Raw genomic sequence first — 15,052 nt, 5'->3', positions numbered from 1 at the left:
TCAGCGGTGCCCGAAGGAGCGGAACCGGGAGAACAGTCCTTGCCTGCCGTTGCCGTTGGCGGTCACCGTCGGCTCCGGCTGCTCCTCGCCGCGCAGCTTGGCCAGGTCGCGCAGCATCTCCGACTGGGTGTCGTCGAGGTTCGTCGGAACCACGACGTCCAGGTGGATGTGCAGGTCGCCGTGGCCGCTGACCTTGCCGTTGGAGCGAAGCTTGGGCAGTCCGCGTCCGGTGATCACGTGCTCGGTGCCGGGCTGGGTGCCCGCCTCGACCGCGATCTCCTCGTGCGAACCGTCCAGCGTCTCCAGCAGCAGCACGGTACCCAGCGCCGCCGCGGTCATCGGCAGCTCGACGTTGCAGTGCAGGTCGGCGCCATCGCGGGTGAACCGGTCGTGGGGCTGCTCCTCGACCTCGACGAACAGGTCGCCCGCCGGGCCACCGCCGGGGCCGACCTCGCCCTCACCGGCGAGCCGGACGCGCATGCCGTCGCCGACGCCCGCCGGGATCTTGACGGTGATCGTGCGCCGTGCGCGGACCCGGCCGTCACCGGAGCACTGCTGGCAGGGGTCGGTGATGACCTCCCCGAAGCCGCGGCAGACCGGGCAGGGGCGGGACGTCATGACCTGGCCCAGGAAGGACCGCTGCACGGACTGCACCTCGCCGCGACCACCGCAGGTGTCGCAGGTCGAGGGCGCGCTGCCGGCCTTCGAACCGCCACCGTCGCAGACGTCGCAGAGCACCGCGGTGTCCACGGTGATGTCGCGGTTGACGCCGCTGGCGCACTCCTCCAGCGTCAGCTCCAGGCGCAGCAAGGCGTCTGAACCGGGCTGCACGCGGCTGCGCGGGCCTCGGCCACCGCCGCCGCTCCCGCCGCCGCCGAAGAAGGCGTCCATGATGTCGCCGAGGCCGCCGAACCCGGCGAACGGATCGCCACCCATGCCGCCACCGGCGCCGCCGCCGTTGCCCAGCGGGTCCCCGCCGAGGTCCACGACCTGGCGCTTCTTCGGATCGGAGAGCACCTCGTAGGCAGTGGTCACCTCCGCGAACCGCTCCTGAGCCGCATCGTCCGGATTGACGTCGGGGTGCAGTTCCCGGGCGAGTTTGCGGTATGCGCGCTTGATCTGCTCGGGTGTCGCGTCCTGGGGAACCCCGAGGGTCGCGTAGTAGTCCCTGGCCACCTTCTCCGTACTTCCTCTGCTCGATTAAGTCGAGTGAATGCCGGTCATGCCGGTGCGAACCTCACCGGCCATCCAGGATCTCACCCACGTACGCGGCCACGGCACGGACCGCCGCCATCGTTCCGGGGTAGTCCATGCGGGTCGGGCCGACAACGCCCAAACCGCCCAAGACCATGTCATCCGAACCGTATCCGGTGGAGATCACCGAGGTCGTCTGCATCTCCAACGCCTCGTTCTCCGCCCCGATGCTGACCCGGACGGTACTCGAATCGCGGGCGGCGGCGAGCAGCTTGAGCACCACCACCTGCTCCTCCAGAGCTTCGAGGACTTGGCGCAGCGAGTTCGGGAAGTCCGCGACGTTGCGGGTGAGGTTGGGCGTGCCGCCGAGCACCATCCGCTCCTCCGGGTGCTCCACGAGGGACTCGATGAGCACGCCGCAGACCCGGATGAGCACGTCCCGCAGTTCCGGCGGGGCCTGGTCGGGCAGTTCGGCCACGGCGGCGGAGGCGTCGGCGAGCCGCTTCTCGGCCATCGCCGAGTTGAGCACGGTCCGCAGCCTGGCCACGTCGTCGTCGGTGATGACGTCGCCGAGGTCGACCATGCGCTGGTCGACGCGGCCGGTGTTGGTGATCAGCACCAGCATCAGCCTCGCCGGGGTGATCGTGACCACCTCGACGTGCCGGACGGTGGACCGGGTCAGCGTCGGGTACTGGACGACGGCGACCTGCTGGGTGAGCTGCGCGAGCAGCCGCACGCTGCGGCGCATCACGTCGTCGAGGTCCAAAGCGCCGTCCAGGAAGTTGCGGATGGCACGGCGTTCGGGACCGGTCAGCGGCTTGACCTCGTGCAACCGGTCGACGAACAACCGGTAGCCCTTGTCGGTGGGCACTCGTCCGGCGCTGGTGTGCGGCTGGACGATGAAGCCGTCCTCCTCCAGCGCGGCCATGTCGTTGCGCACGGTGGCGCTGGACACACCGAGGTCGTGGCGGTCGACCAACGCCTTCGAACCGACCGGCTCCTTGGACGACACGAAGTCGGCCACGATCGCCCGCAGGACCTCGAAGCGGCGTTCATCCGCGTTCACCCGCGCACCTCCTCAACAGCCTGCCCAGCGGATTTCGCGGCACCACTGGCCACACCAACCGCGCACCCGAAGTTCGGGCCCTGGGCGCCCCCATCGAGTTTACGGTGTTCGTCCCCCAGAACCGAGGCCGCAGCTCGCACCGCACGGCATGCGGCAGCTCGAGGTGCCGCGCCCCCCGACCGCGCCGCGGAGTCGTCCACGCGCGCAACGTCCAGGTCATCGATGGAGGGCACCTACTGGCCCAACCTCTCATCAGGCGAGGAGGTCTTGGACGACTGCGTCGGCGAGGAGGCGACCGCGGTCGGTGAGGACGCAGTGGCCGTCGGCGAGAGCTCCGTGCTCCAGCAGGCCGTCGGAGGCGGCTTGGTCGGCGGCTCGGCGGCCCGCGTCGTCGAGGGTCCGCACCGACAGCCCGCTGCGCACCCGGAGCTCGAGCATGACGCGCTCGATGCGCTGGTCCTCTGCGGTGAGCAGTTCGCGGGCCTGCGCCGGGGAGCCCCCTCCGGCGAGAGCTGCGGCGTAGCGAGCGGGGTGCTTGACGTTCCACCAGCGGACGCCGCCGACGTGGCTGTGCGCGCCCGGGCCCGCGCCCCACCAGTCGCCGCCCTGCCAGTAGCCGAGGTTGTGGCGGCACTCGGCGTCGGCGTCGCGCGCCCAGTTGGAGACCTCGTACCAGTGCAGACCAGCCTCGGCCAGCTTGGCGTCGATGAGCTCGTAGCGGTCGGCGAGGACGTCCTCGTCGGGCATCGGCAGGTCGCCGCGGCGGACCTTGCGGGCCATGGCGGTGCCGTCCTCCACGATCAGCGAGTACGCCGAGACGTGGTCCACGCCCGCTTCCAGCACCGCGTCCAGCGAATCGCGCAGGTCCTGCTCGCGCTCCCCCGGCGTGCCGTAGATCAGGTCCAGGTTGACGTGCTCGAACCCGGCGGCGCGAGCCTCGCGGGCGGCGGCCACGGCACGCCCCGGAGTGTGGGTGCGCTCCAGCACGCGCAGGACGTGCTCGGCAGCCGATTGCATGCCGAGCGACACGCGCGTGAAACCGGATCTCCGAATCCCTTCGAAGAACTCCGGGGAGGTCGATTCCGGGTTTGACTCGGTGGTCACCTCAGCACCGGCTGCCAGGCCGAATGTGTCCCGAATCGCATCGACGACCGCGCCGAGCCGTTCCGCCCCCAGCAGCGAGGGCGTTCCGCCTCCCACGAACACGGTCTCAGCGGCCGGCACGGGGCCCGCGGAGAGGACCTCCGCGCCCAGTTCCAGCTCGGCTCGCAGACCGTCCAGCCAGCTGCCGAAACTGGCCGAAGATCCCAGTTCATCGGCGGTGTAGGTGTTGAAGTCGCAGTACCCGCAGCGGGTGGCGCAGAACGGCACGTGGACGTAGACGCCGAAGGGGCGCGAACCCAGCCCGGCCAAGGCCGATGCGGGGAGGCCCCCGTCGGCCGGAGCCGGTTCGCCGGTAGGTGGTTGAGCAGGCACGCTTCCACTGTCCCACCATGCGGATGGGGTTGGTCCCGCCGGTTCACGCGTGGCACGCTGCGCGACGTGGGTGCGACTCTGCCAAAGCTTCTCCTGGTCGCCCGCAGGTACGTTGACCTGCGGCGGGTGGCCAGCGCGCTCTGCCCCGGCAAGGTCTGATCCCCCGCCGTCTTTTCGTCTTGTTCAGTCGGCGCCGGGCCTCCGAGGAGTGAGAGCCGTCACGCCGGCGGTACTTCCACGCGGAGGCTTCGCGCCTGGAAGTCCCGGAGGTCGCGGACATGGCTCCCCCCACGGAATCGCCTGCTCGTCCTGCCCGCAAGCGCAAGACCCGCGGCGAGGGCCAGTGGGCGCTCGGTTACCGCGAACCGCTCAACGCCAACGAGCGCTCCAAGAAGGACGACAACCCGCTCAACGTGCGCGAGCGGATCGAGAACATCTACGCCCACCGGGGCTTCGACGCCATCGACCCGGGTGACCTGCGTGGCCGCTTCCGCTGGTGGGGCCTGTACACCCAGCGCGCGCCCGGCATCCCCGGTGCGCGCACCGGCACGATCGAGCCCGAAGACCTCGACGACCGCTACTTCATGATGCGGGTGCGCGTCGACGGCGGTGCGCTGACCACAGAGCAGCTGCGCGTCATCGGCGAGGTGTCGCAGACCTACGCCCGCGACACCGCCGACATCACCGACCGGCAGAACATCCAGCTGCACTGGGTGCGAGTCGAGGACGTGCCGACGATCTGGGAGAAGCTGGAGGGCGTCGGGCTCTCCACCACCGAAGCGTGCGGTGACTGCCCGCGCGTGGTGCTCGGTTCACCGGTGGCCGGCGTCGCCGCTGATGAGATCATCGACGCCACCCCGGCGATCGCCGAGATCACCGAGCGCTACATCGGCGACCGGTCGCTGTCGAACCTGCCGCGCAAGTTCAAGACCGCCATCTCAGGTTCGCCGCGCTGGGACACCGTCCCGGAGATCAACGACATCTCGCTGGTCGGCGTGGTCCACCCCGAGCACGGTCCGGGCTACGACCTCTGGGTCGGCGGCGGCCTGTCGACCAACCCGAAGCTGGCCGTGCGGTTGGGTGCCTGGGTTTCGCAGGAGGACGCGGCCGAGGTCTGGCACGGGGTCGTGCAGATCTTCCGCGACTACGGCTACCGCCGGCTGCGCAACCGGGCCCGCCTCAAGTACCTGCTCGCCGACTGGGGCGCGGAGAAGTTCCGGCAGGTGCTGGAGGACGAGTACCTGGGCCGCAAGCTGATCGACGGGCCTGCGCCGGAGACCCCCTCAGGCCACCGCGACCACCTGGGCGTGCACCGGCAGGTCGACGGCAAGCACTACGTGGGCGTCAAGAGCGCCGCGGGCCGGGTGAGCGGCTCGACGCTGATGGAGGTCGCCAAGGCCGCCGAGCGTGTCGGTTCCAAGCGGGTGCGCACCACCGTGGAGCAGAACTTGCTGGTGCTCGACGTGACCGAGTCCGACGTGGACGGCCTGACCGCCGACCTGGCGGAGCTGGGCCTGCACGCCGATCCGTCGCCGTGGCGGCGCGGCGTGATGGCCTGCACCGGCATCGAGTTCTGCAAGCTCGCCATCGTCGAGACCAAGCAGCGGGCGATCGACCTGGTCTCCGAGCTGGAGAAGCGGCTCGCCGACGTGCAGGCCGGTGTCACCGACCCGGTGACGATCAACCTCAACGGCTGCCCGAACGCCTGCGCCCGGACCCAGGTCGCCGACATCGGGCTGAAGGGCCAGATGGTCCCGGACGGCAACGGCAACCAGGTCGAGGGCTTCCAGGTCCACCTGGGCGGTGGCCTGGCCATCGACACCGGGTTCGGCCGGAAGATCCGCGGCCACAAGGTCATCTCCTCCGAGGTCGGCCCCTACGTGGAACGGCTCGTGCGCAACTACCTGGACCAGCGCGAAGAAGGCGAGCGGTTCGCGCAGTGGGTGGCCCGCGCCGAAGAGGACGACCTCAAGTGAGCGAGCGGGCGGTACCGCAGTGCTGCCCGTACTGCGGCGATGAGGACCTCACCCCGGAGGAAGAGCCCGCCGGGGCCTGGAAGTGCCACGCCTGCCGACGGGTCTTCACCGTCCGGCTGGTCGGGTTGGCTCTGGGAGGGAACGGAGACTGATGACCGCCGAAACCACCACACAGATCGGATCGCGACGCGGCGACGAGGAGCTCAAGGCGCTGGTCGACGAGGCCGCGCCGGAGCTGGCCGACGCCACCGCCGAGGAGGCGCTGCGCTGGGCCGCGGAGAACTTCGGCGACGGCAGGCTGATCGTGGCCTCCAACATGCAGGACGCGGTGCTGGTCGACCTGGCAGCCAAGGCCATGCCCGGCGTGGAGGTCCTGTTCCTGGAGACCGGCTACCACTTCGCCGAGACCATCGGCACGCGCGACGCGGTCGAGCAGGTCTACGACGTGAAGATGGTCAACGCGCTTCCCGAGCAGACCGTCGCCGAGCAGGACCAGACCGAGGGGCCGCGCCTGCACGAGCGCGACCCTCAGCGCTGCTGCTTCCTGCGCAAGGTGGTCCCGCTGCGCAACACGCTGTCCCGCTACGAGGCGTGGGTGACCGGCGTGCGCCGGGTGGAGGCGCCGACCCGCGCCAACACCCCAGTGCTGACCTGGGACGACCGCAACGGGTTGGTGAAGATCAACCCGTTGGCGGCGTGGTCGGACGAGGAGTTGCAGCGCTACATCGACGACAACGGCGTGCTGGTCAACCCGCTGGTCCCTGCGGGGTATCCGTCCATCGGGTGCCAGCCCTGCACCGCCAAACCGCAGCCGGGCGCTGACCCGCGCAGCGGGCGCTGGGCGGGCAGCTCCAAGACCGAATGCGGATTGCACGGCTGAGTTCTCAGCGCACACGAGCACGACTTCGACCCGGGTGCGGGTGTCCGGGAGACGACGGAGGGGAAATGACCACAGCAGACACCGAGGTGTCCGCGCCGCCGCAGGTGGACAACCTGGCCGCGCTGGAGTCCGAGGCGATCCACATCTTCCGCGAGGTGGCCGGTGAGTTCGACCGGCCGGTGATCCTGTTCTCCGGTGGCAAGGACTCCACGGTGCTGGTGCACCTGGCGATCAAGGCGTTCTGGCCGGCTCCGGTGCCGTTCTCGCTGCTGCACGTCGACACCGGGCACAACTTCCCCGAGGTGCTGGACTTCCGCGACGACATCGTCGAGAAGCACCAGCTGCGCCTGGTGGTGGCCAAGGTGCAGGACTACATCGACGACGGTCGGCTGCAGGAGCGCGCCGACGGCACCCGCAACCCGCTGCAGACCCAGCCGCTGCTCGACGCCATCGGCGACAACAAGTTCGACGCCGTCTTCGGCGGCGGTCGCCGCGACGAGGAGCGCGCCCGCGCCAAGGAGCGCATCTTCAGCCTGCGCAACGCCTTCGGGCAGTGGGACCCGCGCCGGCAGCGCCCGGAGCTGTGGAACCTCTACAACGGGCGGCACCGCCCGGGTGAGCACGTGCGCGTGTTCCCGCTGTCGAACTGGACCGAGCTCGACATCTGGCGCTACATCCAGCGGGAGAAGATCGAGCTGCCGGAGATCTACTACGCGCACCGCCGCGAGGTCTACCTGCGCGACGGCATGTGGCTGACCTCCGGCCCGTGGGGAGGTCCGCGCGACGGGGAGGACCCGGAGTCCAAGACTGTGCGCTACCGCACGGTCGGCGACGGTTCCTGCACCGGTGCGGTCGAGTCCGAGGCGTACACGGTGGACGACGTCATCGCCGAGGTCGCGGCCAGCCGGCTCACCGAACGCGGCGCGACCCGGGCCGACGACCGGATCTCCGAAGCCGCCATGGAAGACCGCAAGCGCGAGGGCTACTTCTGACGAGGGTCCGCAGTCGACTTGCTCAGCGGTGCAAGTCGCTCAGGTCGAGGAGGCGGCTGACGCCGCTCGGCTCAACGCCGCTCGGCTCAACGCCCCTCCACCCCAACACCCTTCAACACCTTTCCCGACGGCAAAGCCTTGACCACCAGGAGTGGGTTTCCAGATGACCGAGACCACGACTCGCACCGCCCCGGACAGCGGCACCGAGGTGACGCTGCCGGTGCACACCGATCTGCTGCGACTGGCCACCGCGGGCTCCGTCGACGACGGCAAGTCCACGCTGGTGGGTCGGCTGCTGCACGACACCAAGTCGGTGCTGGCCGACCAGCTCGACGCGGTGCACCGTGCGAGCGCGGACCGCGGCCTGGCTACCCCTGACCTGTCGCTGCTGGTCGACGGCCTGCGCGCGGAGCGCGAGCAGGGCATCACCATCGACGTGGCCTACCGCTACTTCGCCACGCCGAAGCGCACCTTCGTGCTGGCCGACACGCCCGGCCACGTGCAGTACACCCGCAACACCGTGACCGGTGCCTCGACCGCCCAGCTGGCGGTGCTGCTGGTCGACGCCCGCAACGGCGTCGTCGAGCAGACCCGTCGGCACGCGGCGGTGCTGGCGCTGCTGGGCGTGCCGCAGCTGGTGCTGGCTGTGAACAAGATCGACATGGTGGACTTCGACGAGGCGACCTTCACCCGCATCGCCGAGGAGTTCGCCACCCACGCCAGGGCTCTCGGCTACGCCGACGACGCCGTGGTGACCATCCCGGTGTCGGCGCTGCTGGGCGACAACGTGGTGGAGAGCTCGGAGAACACGCCCTGGTACTCCGGCCCGTCGCTGCTGCAGCACCTGGAGAGCGTGCCGGTCGCGCCGGACCCGCACGACGTGCCGTTCCGGATGCCGGTGCAGTACGTGATCCGGCCGCGCACCGCCGAGCACCCCGACTACCGCGGCTACGCCGGCCAGGTCGGCGCCGGTGTGGTGCGGGCCGGGGACGACGTCGTCGTGCTGCCCGCCGGGGTGCGCACCAAGGTGTCCAAGGTGGACACCGCCGACGGCGAGCGGGCCGAGGCCGCGGCAGGCCACTCGGTGACGCTGCTGCTGGACGACGACGTCGACATCTCGCGCGGCGACCTGATCGCCGCGGCGGAGACCGCTCCCCGGCTGACCGACGAGCTCGACGCCACGGTGTGCTGGCTGGCGGAGAAGACGCTGAACCCGGGCGCGAAGGTGCTCGTCAAGCACGGTGCCCGCACCGTGCAGGCGATGGTTACCGAGCTGTCGGCGCGCTTCGACGAGCAGCAGCTGACCAGCGTCGCCGCGCCTGACTCGTTGCAGCTCAACGAGATCGGCCGGGTGCAGCTGCGCACCGCCGAGCCGCTGCCGGTGGACGACTACGCCGACAGCCGCCGCAACGGCTCCTTCCTGGTCATCGACCCGGCCGACGGCACCACCCTGGCCGCCGGCCTGATCGGTGTGCCGCTGGCCCCGTTCGCCGAAGCGTCGCGATGACCACCGCGCCGCTGGTCGCCGTCGCGCACGGCAGCCGGGATCCGCGCTCCGCCGCGACGATCCACCGGCTGCTGGACGTGGTGCGCGCGCTGCGGCCGGAGCTGGACGTGCGCGTGGCGTTCCTGGACCTGTCCCAGCCGCTGCTGGGCGACGTCCTGGACGCCGTGCGCGCCGACGGGCACCGGGAGGCCGTGGTCGTGCCGCTGCTGCTCGGCCACGCCTTCCACGCCCGCGTCGACGTGCCCGCCGCCGTCGCCGACGCGCAGCAGCGGCATCCGGACCTCCGGGTGCGCATCGGCGACGTGCTGGGTCCGGACCCGCGGTTGGACGCCGCCGCGTGGCGCCGTCTGCTGGCAGCGGGTGCCGATCCCGATGACCCGGAGCTCGGTGTCCTGCTGGCGGGTGCGGGCTCGTCGCACGCACCGGCCAACCGCCTGGTCGCCGACGTCGCGGCCCGCTGGCAGTCCCGCACCTCCTGGGCTGGAACGGTCGCGACCTTCGCGGCTGCGGCGGCCCCGGACGTCCCAGCGGCCGTCGAGCTCCTGCGCGCACGGGGGGCGCGGCGGTTCGCGATCGGATCCTGGTTCCTGGCACCGGGGCTGCTCCCGGACCGCATCGTGGAGCTGGCCCGAGCTCACTCGGACGCTCCGCTGATCGCGGGTCCGATGGCCGATGATCCGGGCGTGGCCGATCTCGTCCTGCACCGCTACGACCTGGTCGCGGTCGACGCGCCGCTGCCCGTCCTGGTGTGAGGGTGGGCGGCTCGTCCCGCGCAACGGTTTGGCGAGAATTCGCCAAGCGGCTTCGTTCTCGCACGCGCATCTGCATGATGTGATCTGTGCCGTTCACGCCAGGGCTGCGCGCGCAGGAGGTGCTCCGCGATGACGTCGATCCCGCACCTGATCGCGCGGGTGCGCCCTGAGTTCGCGCGCAGCGAGCAGGACAAGTCCTGCCACTTCTTCCCGCTCCCGAACGGTGGCCCGCTGCCTGAGACCTTGCACGCCTACTGCGGTTTCAGCATCGCCCCTGGCCAGGCCGAGGCTCTGGACGGGCCCGCCGGGATGCCGTGCTTGGGCTGTTTGATGGCCGCGGCGCTGTCCGACTGACCCCCGGCTCCGTCCGGTTGAACCATTGCCGTCCCGACCGACGTGTGATCCACCGGACCGCACCGCTGAGATTCACTCAGAGTTGTTCTCACGAAGACTACGATTCATCCCACGAGGCCATGAGAGAGTGCGTTACGGCGCTCGAACGGGAACCGGCAGCTCACCGTGCATCGTTGACCCGTCAGGCTCACGCGATCGAGTGACCGTCGCTGTGGGGGCGATCAATGCAAGGCTGGACAGGGAGTCAGGGACAACAGGGCGAGATGAACACGCAGCAGCCGAGTCGACCGGTCATCACACCGGCTATGCGGGAACAGGCCAAGAAGCAGCCCAACACCTGGCTGTACGTGGTCGACCCGATCTTCACCGACCCCAACGCCGAAGTGCCGCCGTGGGGTTTCATCGGCGGTTACCGCGTCGACGAAAAAGGCGAGATCACCGACGACTTCTCCCCCAACCCGAATTACCGGCCCTCGCCCGTGGCGCTGCGGCTGCCCGCGCCGACCAACGACGTCGAGCGCGCGCTGCAGCTGACCACCACCGGTTACGCGCAGGGCCACTCCCTGCTCGCCGCGATGCTCGACTCCGAGCTGATCCTGTTCGCCCAGCCGCAGGGCAGCGGGCTGTTCACGATGGAGCACGAGTCGGGCCGCCGTCAGCTGCAGGTGTTCACCTCCGACGGCTTCCTGCCGCCGAACTGGACGACCTGGCAGCGCATGACCGGACGGCAGCTGGCGACCAACCAGCTCTCCGGCATCGACCTGCAGATCAACCCCACGAGTCCGGTCAAGGCCCGGATGCCGGGTGAGGACCTGGTCAAGATCGCCGCGTCGGTACCGCCGAAGCCGGTGGGCGTCGCGATGTCGCCACCCGCGGGCACGCCGATGCCTCCGGTTCCCGCACCCGGACCGGTCGCGCCGCCCGCAGGCACGCCGATGGCACCGCCCGCGGGCGCACCGGTGTCGCCGCCCGCCGGAACGCCGGTGCCCACCGCGGCTCCCGCGATTCCGGTCGGTCCCGCGACTCCGATCGTCCCCCAGCCGCCGGCGGTTCCGGCGGACCCCGCCGAGACCGAGTTCGGCCGCCGGTTCCTGGGCTCGATGCTGGCCGGGGCGATCGGTGACGCGCTGGGCGCGCCGGTGGAGTTCTACCCGATCGACCAGATCCGCAGCCGCTTCGGCGAGGACGGCGTCACCGAGTACGACCGCAGCGGCGAGCACCCGGGCGAGTTCACCGACGACACCCAGCTGGCGCTGTTCACCCTGGAAGGGCTGATCCGCGCGCACTGCCTGGCCCGCAGCGGCGACTCGGCCGGTCCGCTGCCCGCAATCCAGCTGGCTTACCAGCGCTGGCTGCACACCCAGGGCCACGCGTGGATGCGGTCGGCCGGACCGTTCGCGGCCAAGCACCCCAAGGCCAACGGCTGGCTGATCGAGCAGTCCGACCTGTTCGCCGTGCGCTCGCCGAACAGCGGTTCCATCAGCGCGCTCCGCGAGTTCGCTTCGGTGGGAGCTCCCGGCACGTTCGAGCGGCCGATCAACGACTCCGACGACTGCGGCGGCGTGGTCCGCGCGGCCCCGGTCGCGCTGTGGTCGGACGACCCGCGCTCGGTCTTCGAGCTCGCCGCCGCCACCGCCGCGCTGACCCACTCCCAGCCCAACGCCTACCTGCCCGCCGGCGTGCTGGCGGTGCTGGTGCACCGGCTGCTGCGCGAGGAGTCGCTCCCTTCGGCGCTGAAGCAGGCCCGCGAACTGCTGGCCGCATACCGCGATCACGAGGACACCGACCGCGCGCTGCAGGCCGCCGAAGAGCTCGCCGAGAAGGGGGTACCCACTCCCGAGCAGCTCAAGGACGCCCTCGGCAGCGGCTGGGCCGGGCACGAGGCGCTGGCCATCGCGGTGTGCGCGGCGCTGTGCACCGACACCACCGCCGACGCGTTGATGCTCGCGATCAACCACTCCGGCGACAGCGACTCGACGGCCGCGATCTGCGGAAACATCGTCGGCGCCCGCAACGGGGCCGCCGCACTGCCCGGGGTGTGGCTGCGCGACCTGCGGCAGCGCGAAGTCGTGGAGTCGCTGGCCAAGGACGGGCTGCTGGAGTTCCGGGGCACACCGCCCGCCGGTGACGCGTGGGCCAAGCGCTACCCGGCTTCCGGTGACGTCTCCGACCTGGACTTCGCCTCGTCGCTGCCCCGCGCGGAAAGCCCTGCGGAGAGCCCGGGGACGTTAGCGGAGACCGACGAGGCGGAGGACACCGCGCCCGAGGTGGAGCCCGGGCCGGAGGTCGCCGCCCCGCAGGTCGAATCCGTCGTCTCCCCACCGGAATCGGCCGCACCGCCACCGCCGTCCTCCCCGGAAGACCTGCGCGCGCAGCGGATCCTCGGCATGCTGCTGGGCGCCGCCGCCGGTGACGCGCTCGGCCTCCCCATCGAGGCCGACTCGCTGGCCGAGATCCGCGCGAAGTACGGCGACTCCGGGCTCATCGACTACGTCGACGGGCACCACCCGGCCGGGTCGATCAGCGACGAGACCCAGCTGACCGCGTTCACCGCCGAAGGACTCATCCGCGCCTCGACAGCGCGCTGCGACAACGGGTACGCCGACCCGGCGACCTACGTGCAGCAGGCGTACCAGCGCTGGCTGCACACCCAGGGCGTCGAGTGGGCCGAGGCCGGGGCCAGCGCGCACGAGCCGGACGGCTGGCTGGTCGAGCAGCGCGAGCTGTTCGACCGCCGCGTCCGCGGCATGACCACGATGCAGGCGTTGCGCGGTTTCGCGGGCGGCAACGAGCCGGGTTCGCTGGACAAGCCGCCGAACGACGCCGCTGACTGGGGCGCGGTCATGCGCGCGGCTCCGGCGGCCCTGTGGTCGGACGACCCGTCCGAGGCGTTCCGCACCGGCGCCCGCACCGCTCTGCTCACCCACGGCCATGCCAGCGCCTACCTGCCCGCCGGTTCGCTCGCCCTGCTGGTGCACCAGCTGCTGGCCGACCGCACGCTGCCGCAGGCGGTGGACCGCACGCTCCTCGAACTGTCCGAATGGGACGGTCACGAGGAGACGATCACCGCGCTGCGCAAGGCCGTCGAGCTGGCCGCGACCGGGACGCCGACTCCGGAGCAGATCGAGGATGCCTTCGGCACCGCGCACTCCGGCGCCCAGGTGCTGGCGATCGCTGTGTGCGCGGCGCTGACCCACCCGGAGTCGTTCCCGGAGGCGTTGGTGCTGGCCGCCAACCACTCAGGCGCCAGCGACTCCACCGCGTCGATCTGCGGCTGCATCATGGGCGCGGCGCACACCGCCTCCGCGATCCCGCAGCACTGGCGAGACAAGCTGGAACTGCGCGAGGCGCTGGAGTGCCTGGCCGCCGACGCGGACCTGGCGTTCGGCCCCAACTCGCCATCCGGTCAGCTGTGGGCGGCGCGCTACCCGGTGCCCGAGGAGCATCCGGCGGAGCTCGGGGATGTGGCTCCGGCCGAGGAAGAGCCCGACGCGACCGAGCCGGAAGCCTCCAGGCCGGATCCCGGCGAGCCGGAAGCCTCCACGCAGGATGCGGCGGAGGCATCGGCCGCCGCGGCCGAGGAAGCCCCCGCCGACAAGGACGACTCCGACGACGGGTTGTCCGACGAGGAACTGCGGTTGCTGCTGGCGTGGCGCAAGTTCCGCGACAACGACGACGGCAACGGCAACGCCGACCTCACCCAGGGCCTGCACAAGCTCTTGGTGGAGGCGTTCGGCGAGGAGCGTGCGGCGCAGCTCACCGGCGAGTCCGCCGCCGAGGACGCCGAGGTCGAGGTCGAGGACGAGCCCGTTGAGGAGGAGCAGGTCCGGCCCAGCCGCCGCGACCGGCTCGCCGGCTGCGTGCTCGGCAGCGCCGCCGGTGACGCCCTCGGCGCGCCCTGGATGTTCAGCGACCTGCTCACCACGCTGCGCGAGAACCCCGACGGCGTGCGCGCGCACGCGGAGCTGTTCGGCCGCTTCGGTGCCGCCACCGCCTACACGCAGCAGACCGCGTTCGTGCTGGCCGCGCTGAGCCGGGAGAACCCGGACCGACCGTCGCTGGTGCGGGCCTCGCTGCGGGACTGGGTGCGCACCCAGGGCGGTCGGCCGACCCCGGACGGCGGCGGCAAGCTCAGCGACGTGGAACCCCTTCGCGCGCAGCGGTTCCCGGACGAGGCGACGCTGACCGCGGTGGCCCGCTGGGGCGACCGAGGTGAGAACCCGACCCCGGGCAACCCGCCGAACGACGCCCGCAACGCCGCCGCCACCGTGCGCGGTGCCGTGGTCGGTTTCGAAACCACCGATCTTGCCGATGCGATTGCGCTGGGCGCCGGTATCGCTGTGCTCACCCACGGCCACCCGGACGGTTACCTGCCCGCGGCCGCGCTGGCGGGCCTGGTGTGCGGGTTGGACGGCGGCCGGACGCTGATCGAGGCCGTGCAGTCGGTGCTGGCCGAACTCGACCGGATGGAGGGCGCCGAGAACACCGCGCGCGGCCTGCGCATCGCGGTGGAGATCGCCACGAGCGGTCCCGTGTCGCCGACGGTGCTGGAGTCGCTGGGCCTGGGCTGGCACGCACCGGAAGCACTGGCCATCGCGGTCGCCGCGGCGCTGTCGCACCCGAACTCGGTGGCCGACGCGGTCTCGCTAGCGGCAACTCACGCGGGCAACAGCGCGGCGACAGCGGCGATCTGCGGCGCCCTGATGGGCACCGCGCGCGGCGTCGAGGAGCTGCCCGAGGAGTGGGTCGACGGGCTGGAACTGCGGGATGTCCTGGATCGGCTGCTGGCCGAGGTGGGCGTCTCCGACGTCGAGGAGCCCGAGCCCCAGCCTGCCGCCAACAGCGCTGGATGAGC

At 71.3% G+C, this 15,052-nt stretch carries 12 protein-coding genes; 9 read left to right on the top strand and 3 right to left on the bottom strand.

All coding sequences use genetic code 11. The features are described from left to right. The 3 genes from dnaJ to hemW form a co-directional block, all read right to left on the bottom strand. On the bottom strand, window positions 1–1,176 hold the full coding sequence (gene dnaJ, locus E1161_RS07940; RefSeq protein ID WP_132621135.1) for a molecular chaperone DnaJ: 1,176 nt from the start codon (window positions 1,174–1,176) through the stop codon (window positions 1–3). A gap of 61 nt (window positions 1,177–1,237) precedes the next feature. After that, window positions 1,238–2,260 carry a heat-inducible transcriptional repressor HrcA gene (hrcA, locus tag E1161_RS07935; RefSeq protein ID WP_132621133.1) on the bottom strand — a complete coding sequence of 341 codons (1,023 nt, stop codon included), beginning with the start codon at window positions 2,258–2,260 and terminating at the stop codon, window positions 1,238–1,240. 252 nt (window positions 2,261–2,512) lie between these two features. Beyond that, complete coding sequence (gene hemW, locus E1161_RS07930) at window positions 2,513–3,736, bottom strand: radical SAM family heme chaperone HemW (RefSeq protein WP_132621132.1); 1,224 nt, start codon at window positions 3,734–3,736, stop codon at window positions 2,513–2,515. On the opposite strand from hemW, the gene E1161_RS28645 reads away from it, so the two are divergent. From E1161_RS28645 to E1161_RS07890, 9 genes are all read left to right on the top strand, one after another. Beyond that, window positions 3,632–3,895, top strand: coding sequence for a putative leader peptide (locus E1161_RS28645; RefSeq protein ID WP_408011963.1), 264 nt, complete (start codon window positions 3,632–3,634; stop codon window positions 3,893–3,895). The two genes, hemW and E1161_RS28645, sit on opposite strands and share 105 nt — an antisense overlap. Before the next feature lie 119 nt (window positions 3,896–4,014). Then, window positions 4,015–5,712 (top strand): nitrite/sulfite reductase, encoded by a 1,698-nt coding sequence (locus E1161_RS07925; RefSeq protein WP_132621130.1) that lies wholly within the window; start codon window positions 4,015–4,017, stop codon window positions 5,710–5,712. Beyond that, on the top strand, window positions 5,709–5,864 hold the full coding sequence (locus E1161_RS07920) for an Insertion element protein (RefSeq protein ID WP_132621128.1): 156 nt from the start codon (window positions 5,709–5,711) through the stop codon (window positions 5,862–5,864). Before E1161_RS07925 ends, E1161_RS07920 begins: the two co-directional genes overlap by 4 nt. Continuing rightward, the gene (locus E1161_RS07915; protein WP_132621126.1) at window positions 5,864–6,592 is read left to right on the top strand and encodes a phosphoadenylyl-sulfate reductase; all 729 of its coding nucleotides are present in this window, start codon (window positions 5,864–5,866) and stop codon (window positions 6,590–6,592) included. Before E1161_RS07920 ends, E1161_RS07915 begins: the two co-directional genes overlap by 1 nt. 65 nt (window positions 6,593–6,657) lie before the next feature. Continuing rightward, window positions 6,658–7,584 carry a sulfate adenylyltransferase subunit CysD gene (gene cysD / locus E1161_RS07910; protein WP_132621124.1) on the top strand — a complete coding sequence of 309 codons (927 nt, stop codon included), beginning with the start codon at window positions 6,658–6,660 and terminating at the stop codon, window positions 7,582–7,584. A gap of 163 nt (window positions 7,585–7,747) precedes the next feature. Next, window positions 7,748–9,091, top strand: coding sequence for a sulfate adenylyltransferase subunit 1 (locus E1161_RS07905; RefSeq protein ID WP_235874867.1), 1,344 nt, complete (start codon window positions 7,748–7,750; stop codon window positions 9,089–9,091). Further along, window positions 9,088–9,843 (top strand): sirohydrochlorin chelatase, encoded by a 756-nt coding sequence (locus E1161_RS07900; protein ID WP_132621122.1) that lies wholly within the window; start codon window positions 9,088–9,090, stop codon window positions 9,841–9,843. The genes E1161_RS07905 and E1161_RS07900 overlap by 4 nt, the downstream gene beginning before the upstream one ends. 129 nt (window positions 9,844–9,972) lie before the next feature. After that, complete coding sequence (locus E1161_RS07895; protein WP_132621120.1) at window positions 9,973–10,197, top strand: hypothetical protein; 225 nt, start codon at window positions 9,973–9,975, stop codon at window positions 10,195–10,197. A gap of 263 nt (window positions 10,198–10,460) precedes the next feature. Further along, a complete protein-coding gene (locus tag E1161_RS07890; RefSeq protein ID WP_132621118.1) occupies window positions 10,461–15,050 on the top strand; it encodes a type VII secretion system-associated protein in 4,590 nt (1,529 codons plus the stop codon). The last annotated feature ends 2 nt before the right edge of the window (window positions 15,051–15,052 follow it).

The organism is Saccharopolyspora aridisoli, assembly GCF_004348445.1.
Classification (GTDB): Bacteria; Actinomycetota; Actinomycetes; order Mycobacteriales; family Pseudonocardiaceae; genus Saccharopolyspora; species Saccharopolyspora aridisoli.
This window is presented reverse-complemented; position numbering and strand designations above follow the sequence as displayed.

What these genes read in the sequence shown, in the direction of transcription:
- E1161_RS07925 (WP_132621130.1), top strand. Translation starts at nt 4,015, where the DNA reads ATGGCTCCCCCCACGGAATCGCCTGCTCGTCCTGCCCGCAAGCGCAAG.
- E1161_RS07915 (WP_132621126.1), top strand. Translation starts at nt 5,864, where the DNA reads ATGACCGCCGAAACCACCACACAGATCGGATCGCGACGCGGCGACGAG.
- cysD (WP_132621124.1), top strand. Translation starts at nt 6,658, where the DNA reads ATGACCACAGCAGACACCGAGGTGTCCGCGCCGCCGCAGGTGGACAAC.
- E1161_RS07905 (WP_235874867.1), top strand. Translation starts at nt 7,748, where the DNA reads ATGACCGAGACCACGACTCGCACCGCCCCGGACAGCGGCACCGAGGTG.
- E1161_RS07900 (WP_132621122.1), top strand. Translation starts at nt 9,088, where the DNA reads ATGACCACCGCGCCGCTGGTCGCCGTCGCGCACGGCAGCCGGGATCCG.
- E1161_RS07895 (WP_132621120.1), top strand. Translation starts at nt 9,973, where the DNA reads ATGACGTCGATCCCGCACCTGATCGCGCGGGTGCGCCCTGAGTTCGCG.
- E1161_RS07890 (WP_132621118.1), top strand. Translation starts at nt 10,461, where the DNA reads ATGAACACGCAGCAGCCGAGTCGACCGGTCATCACACCGGCTATGCGG.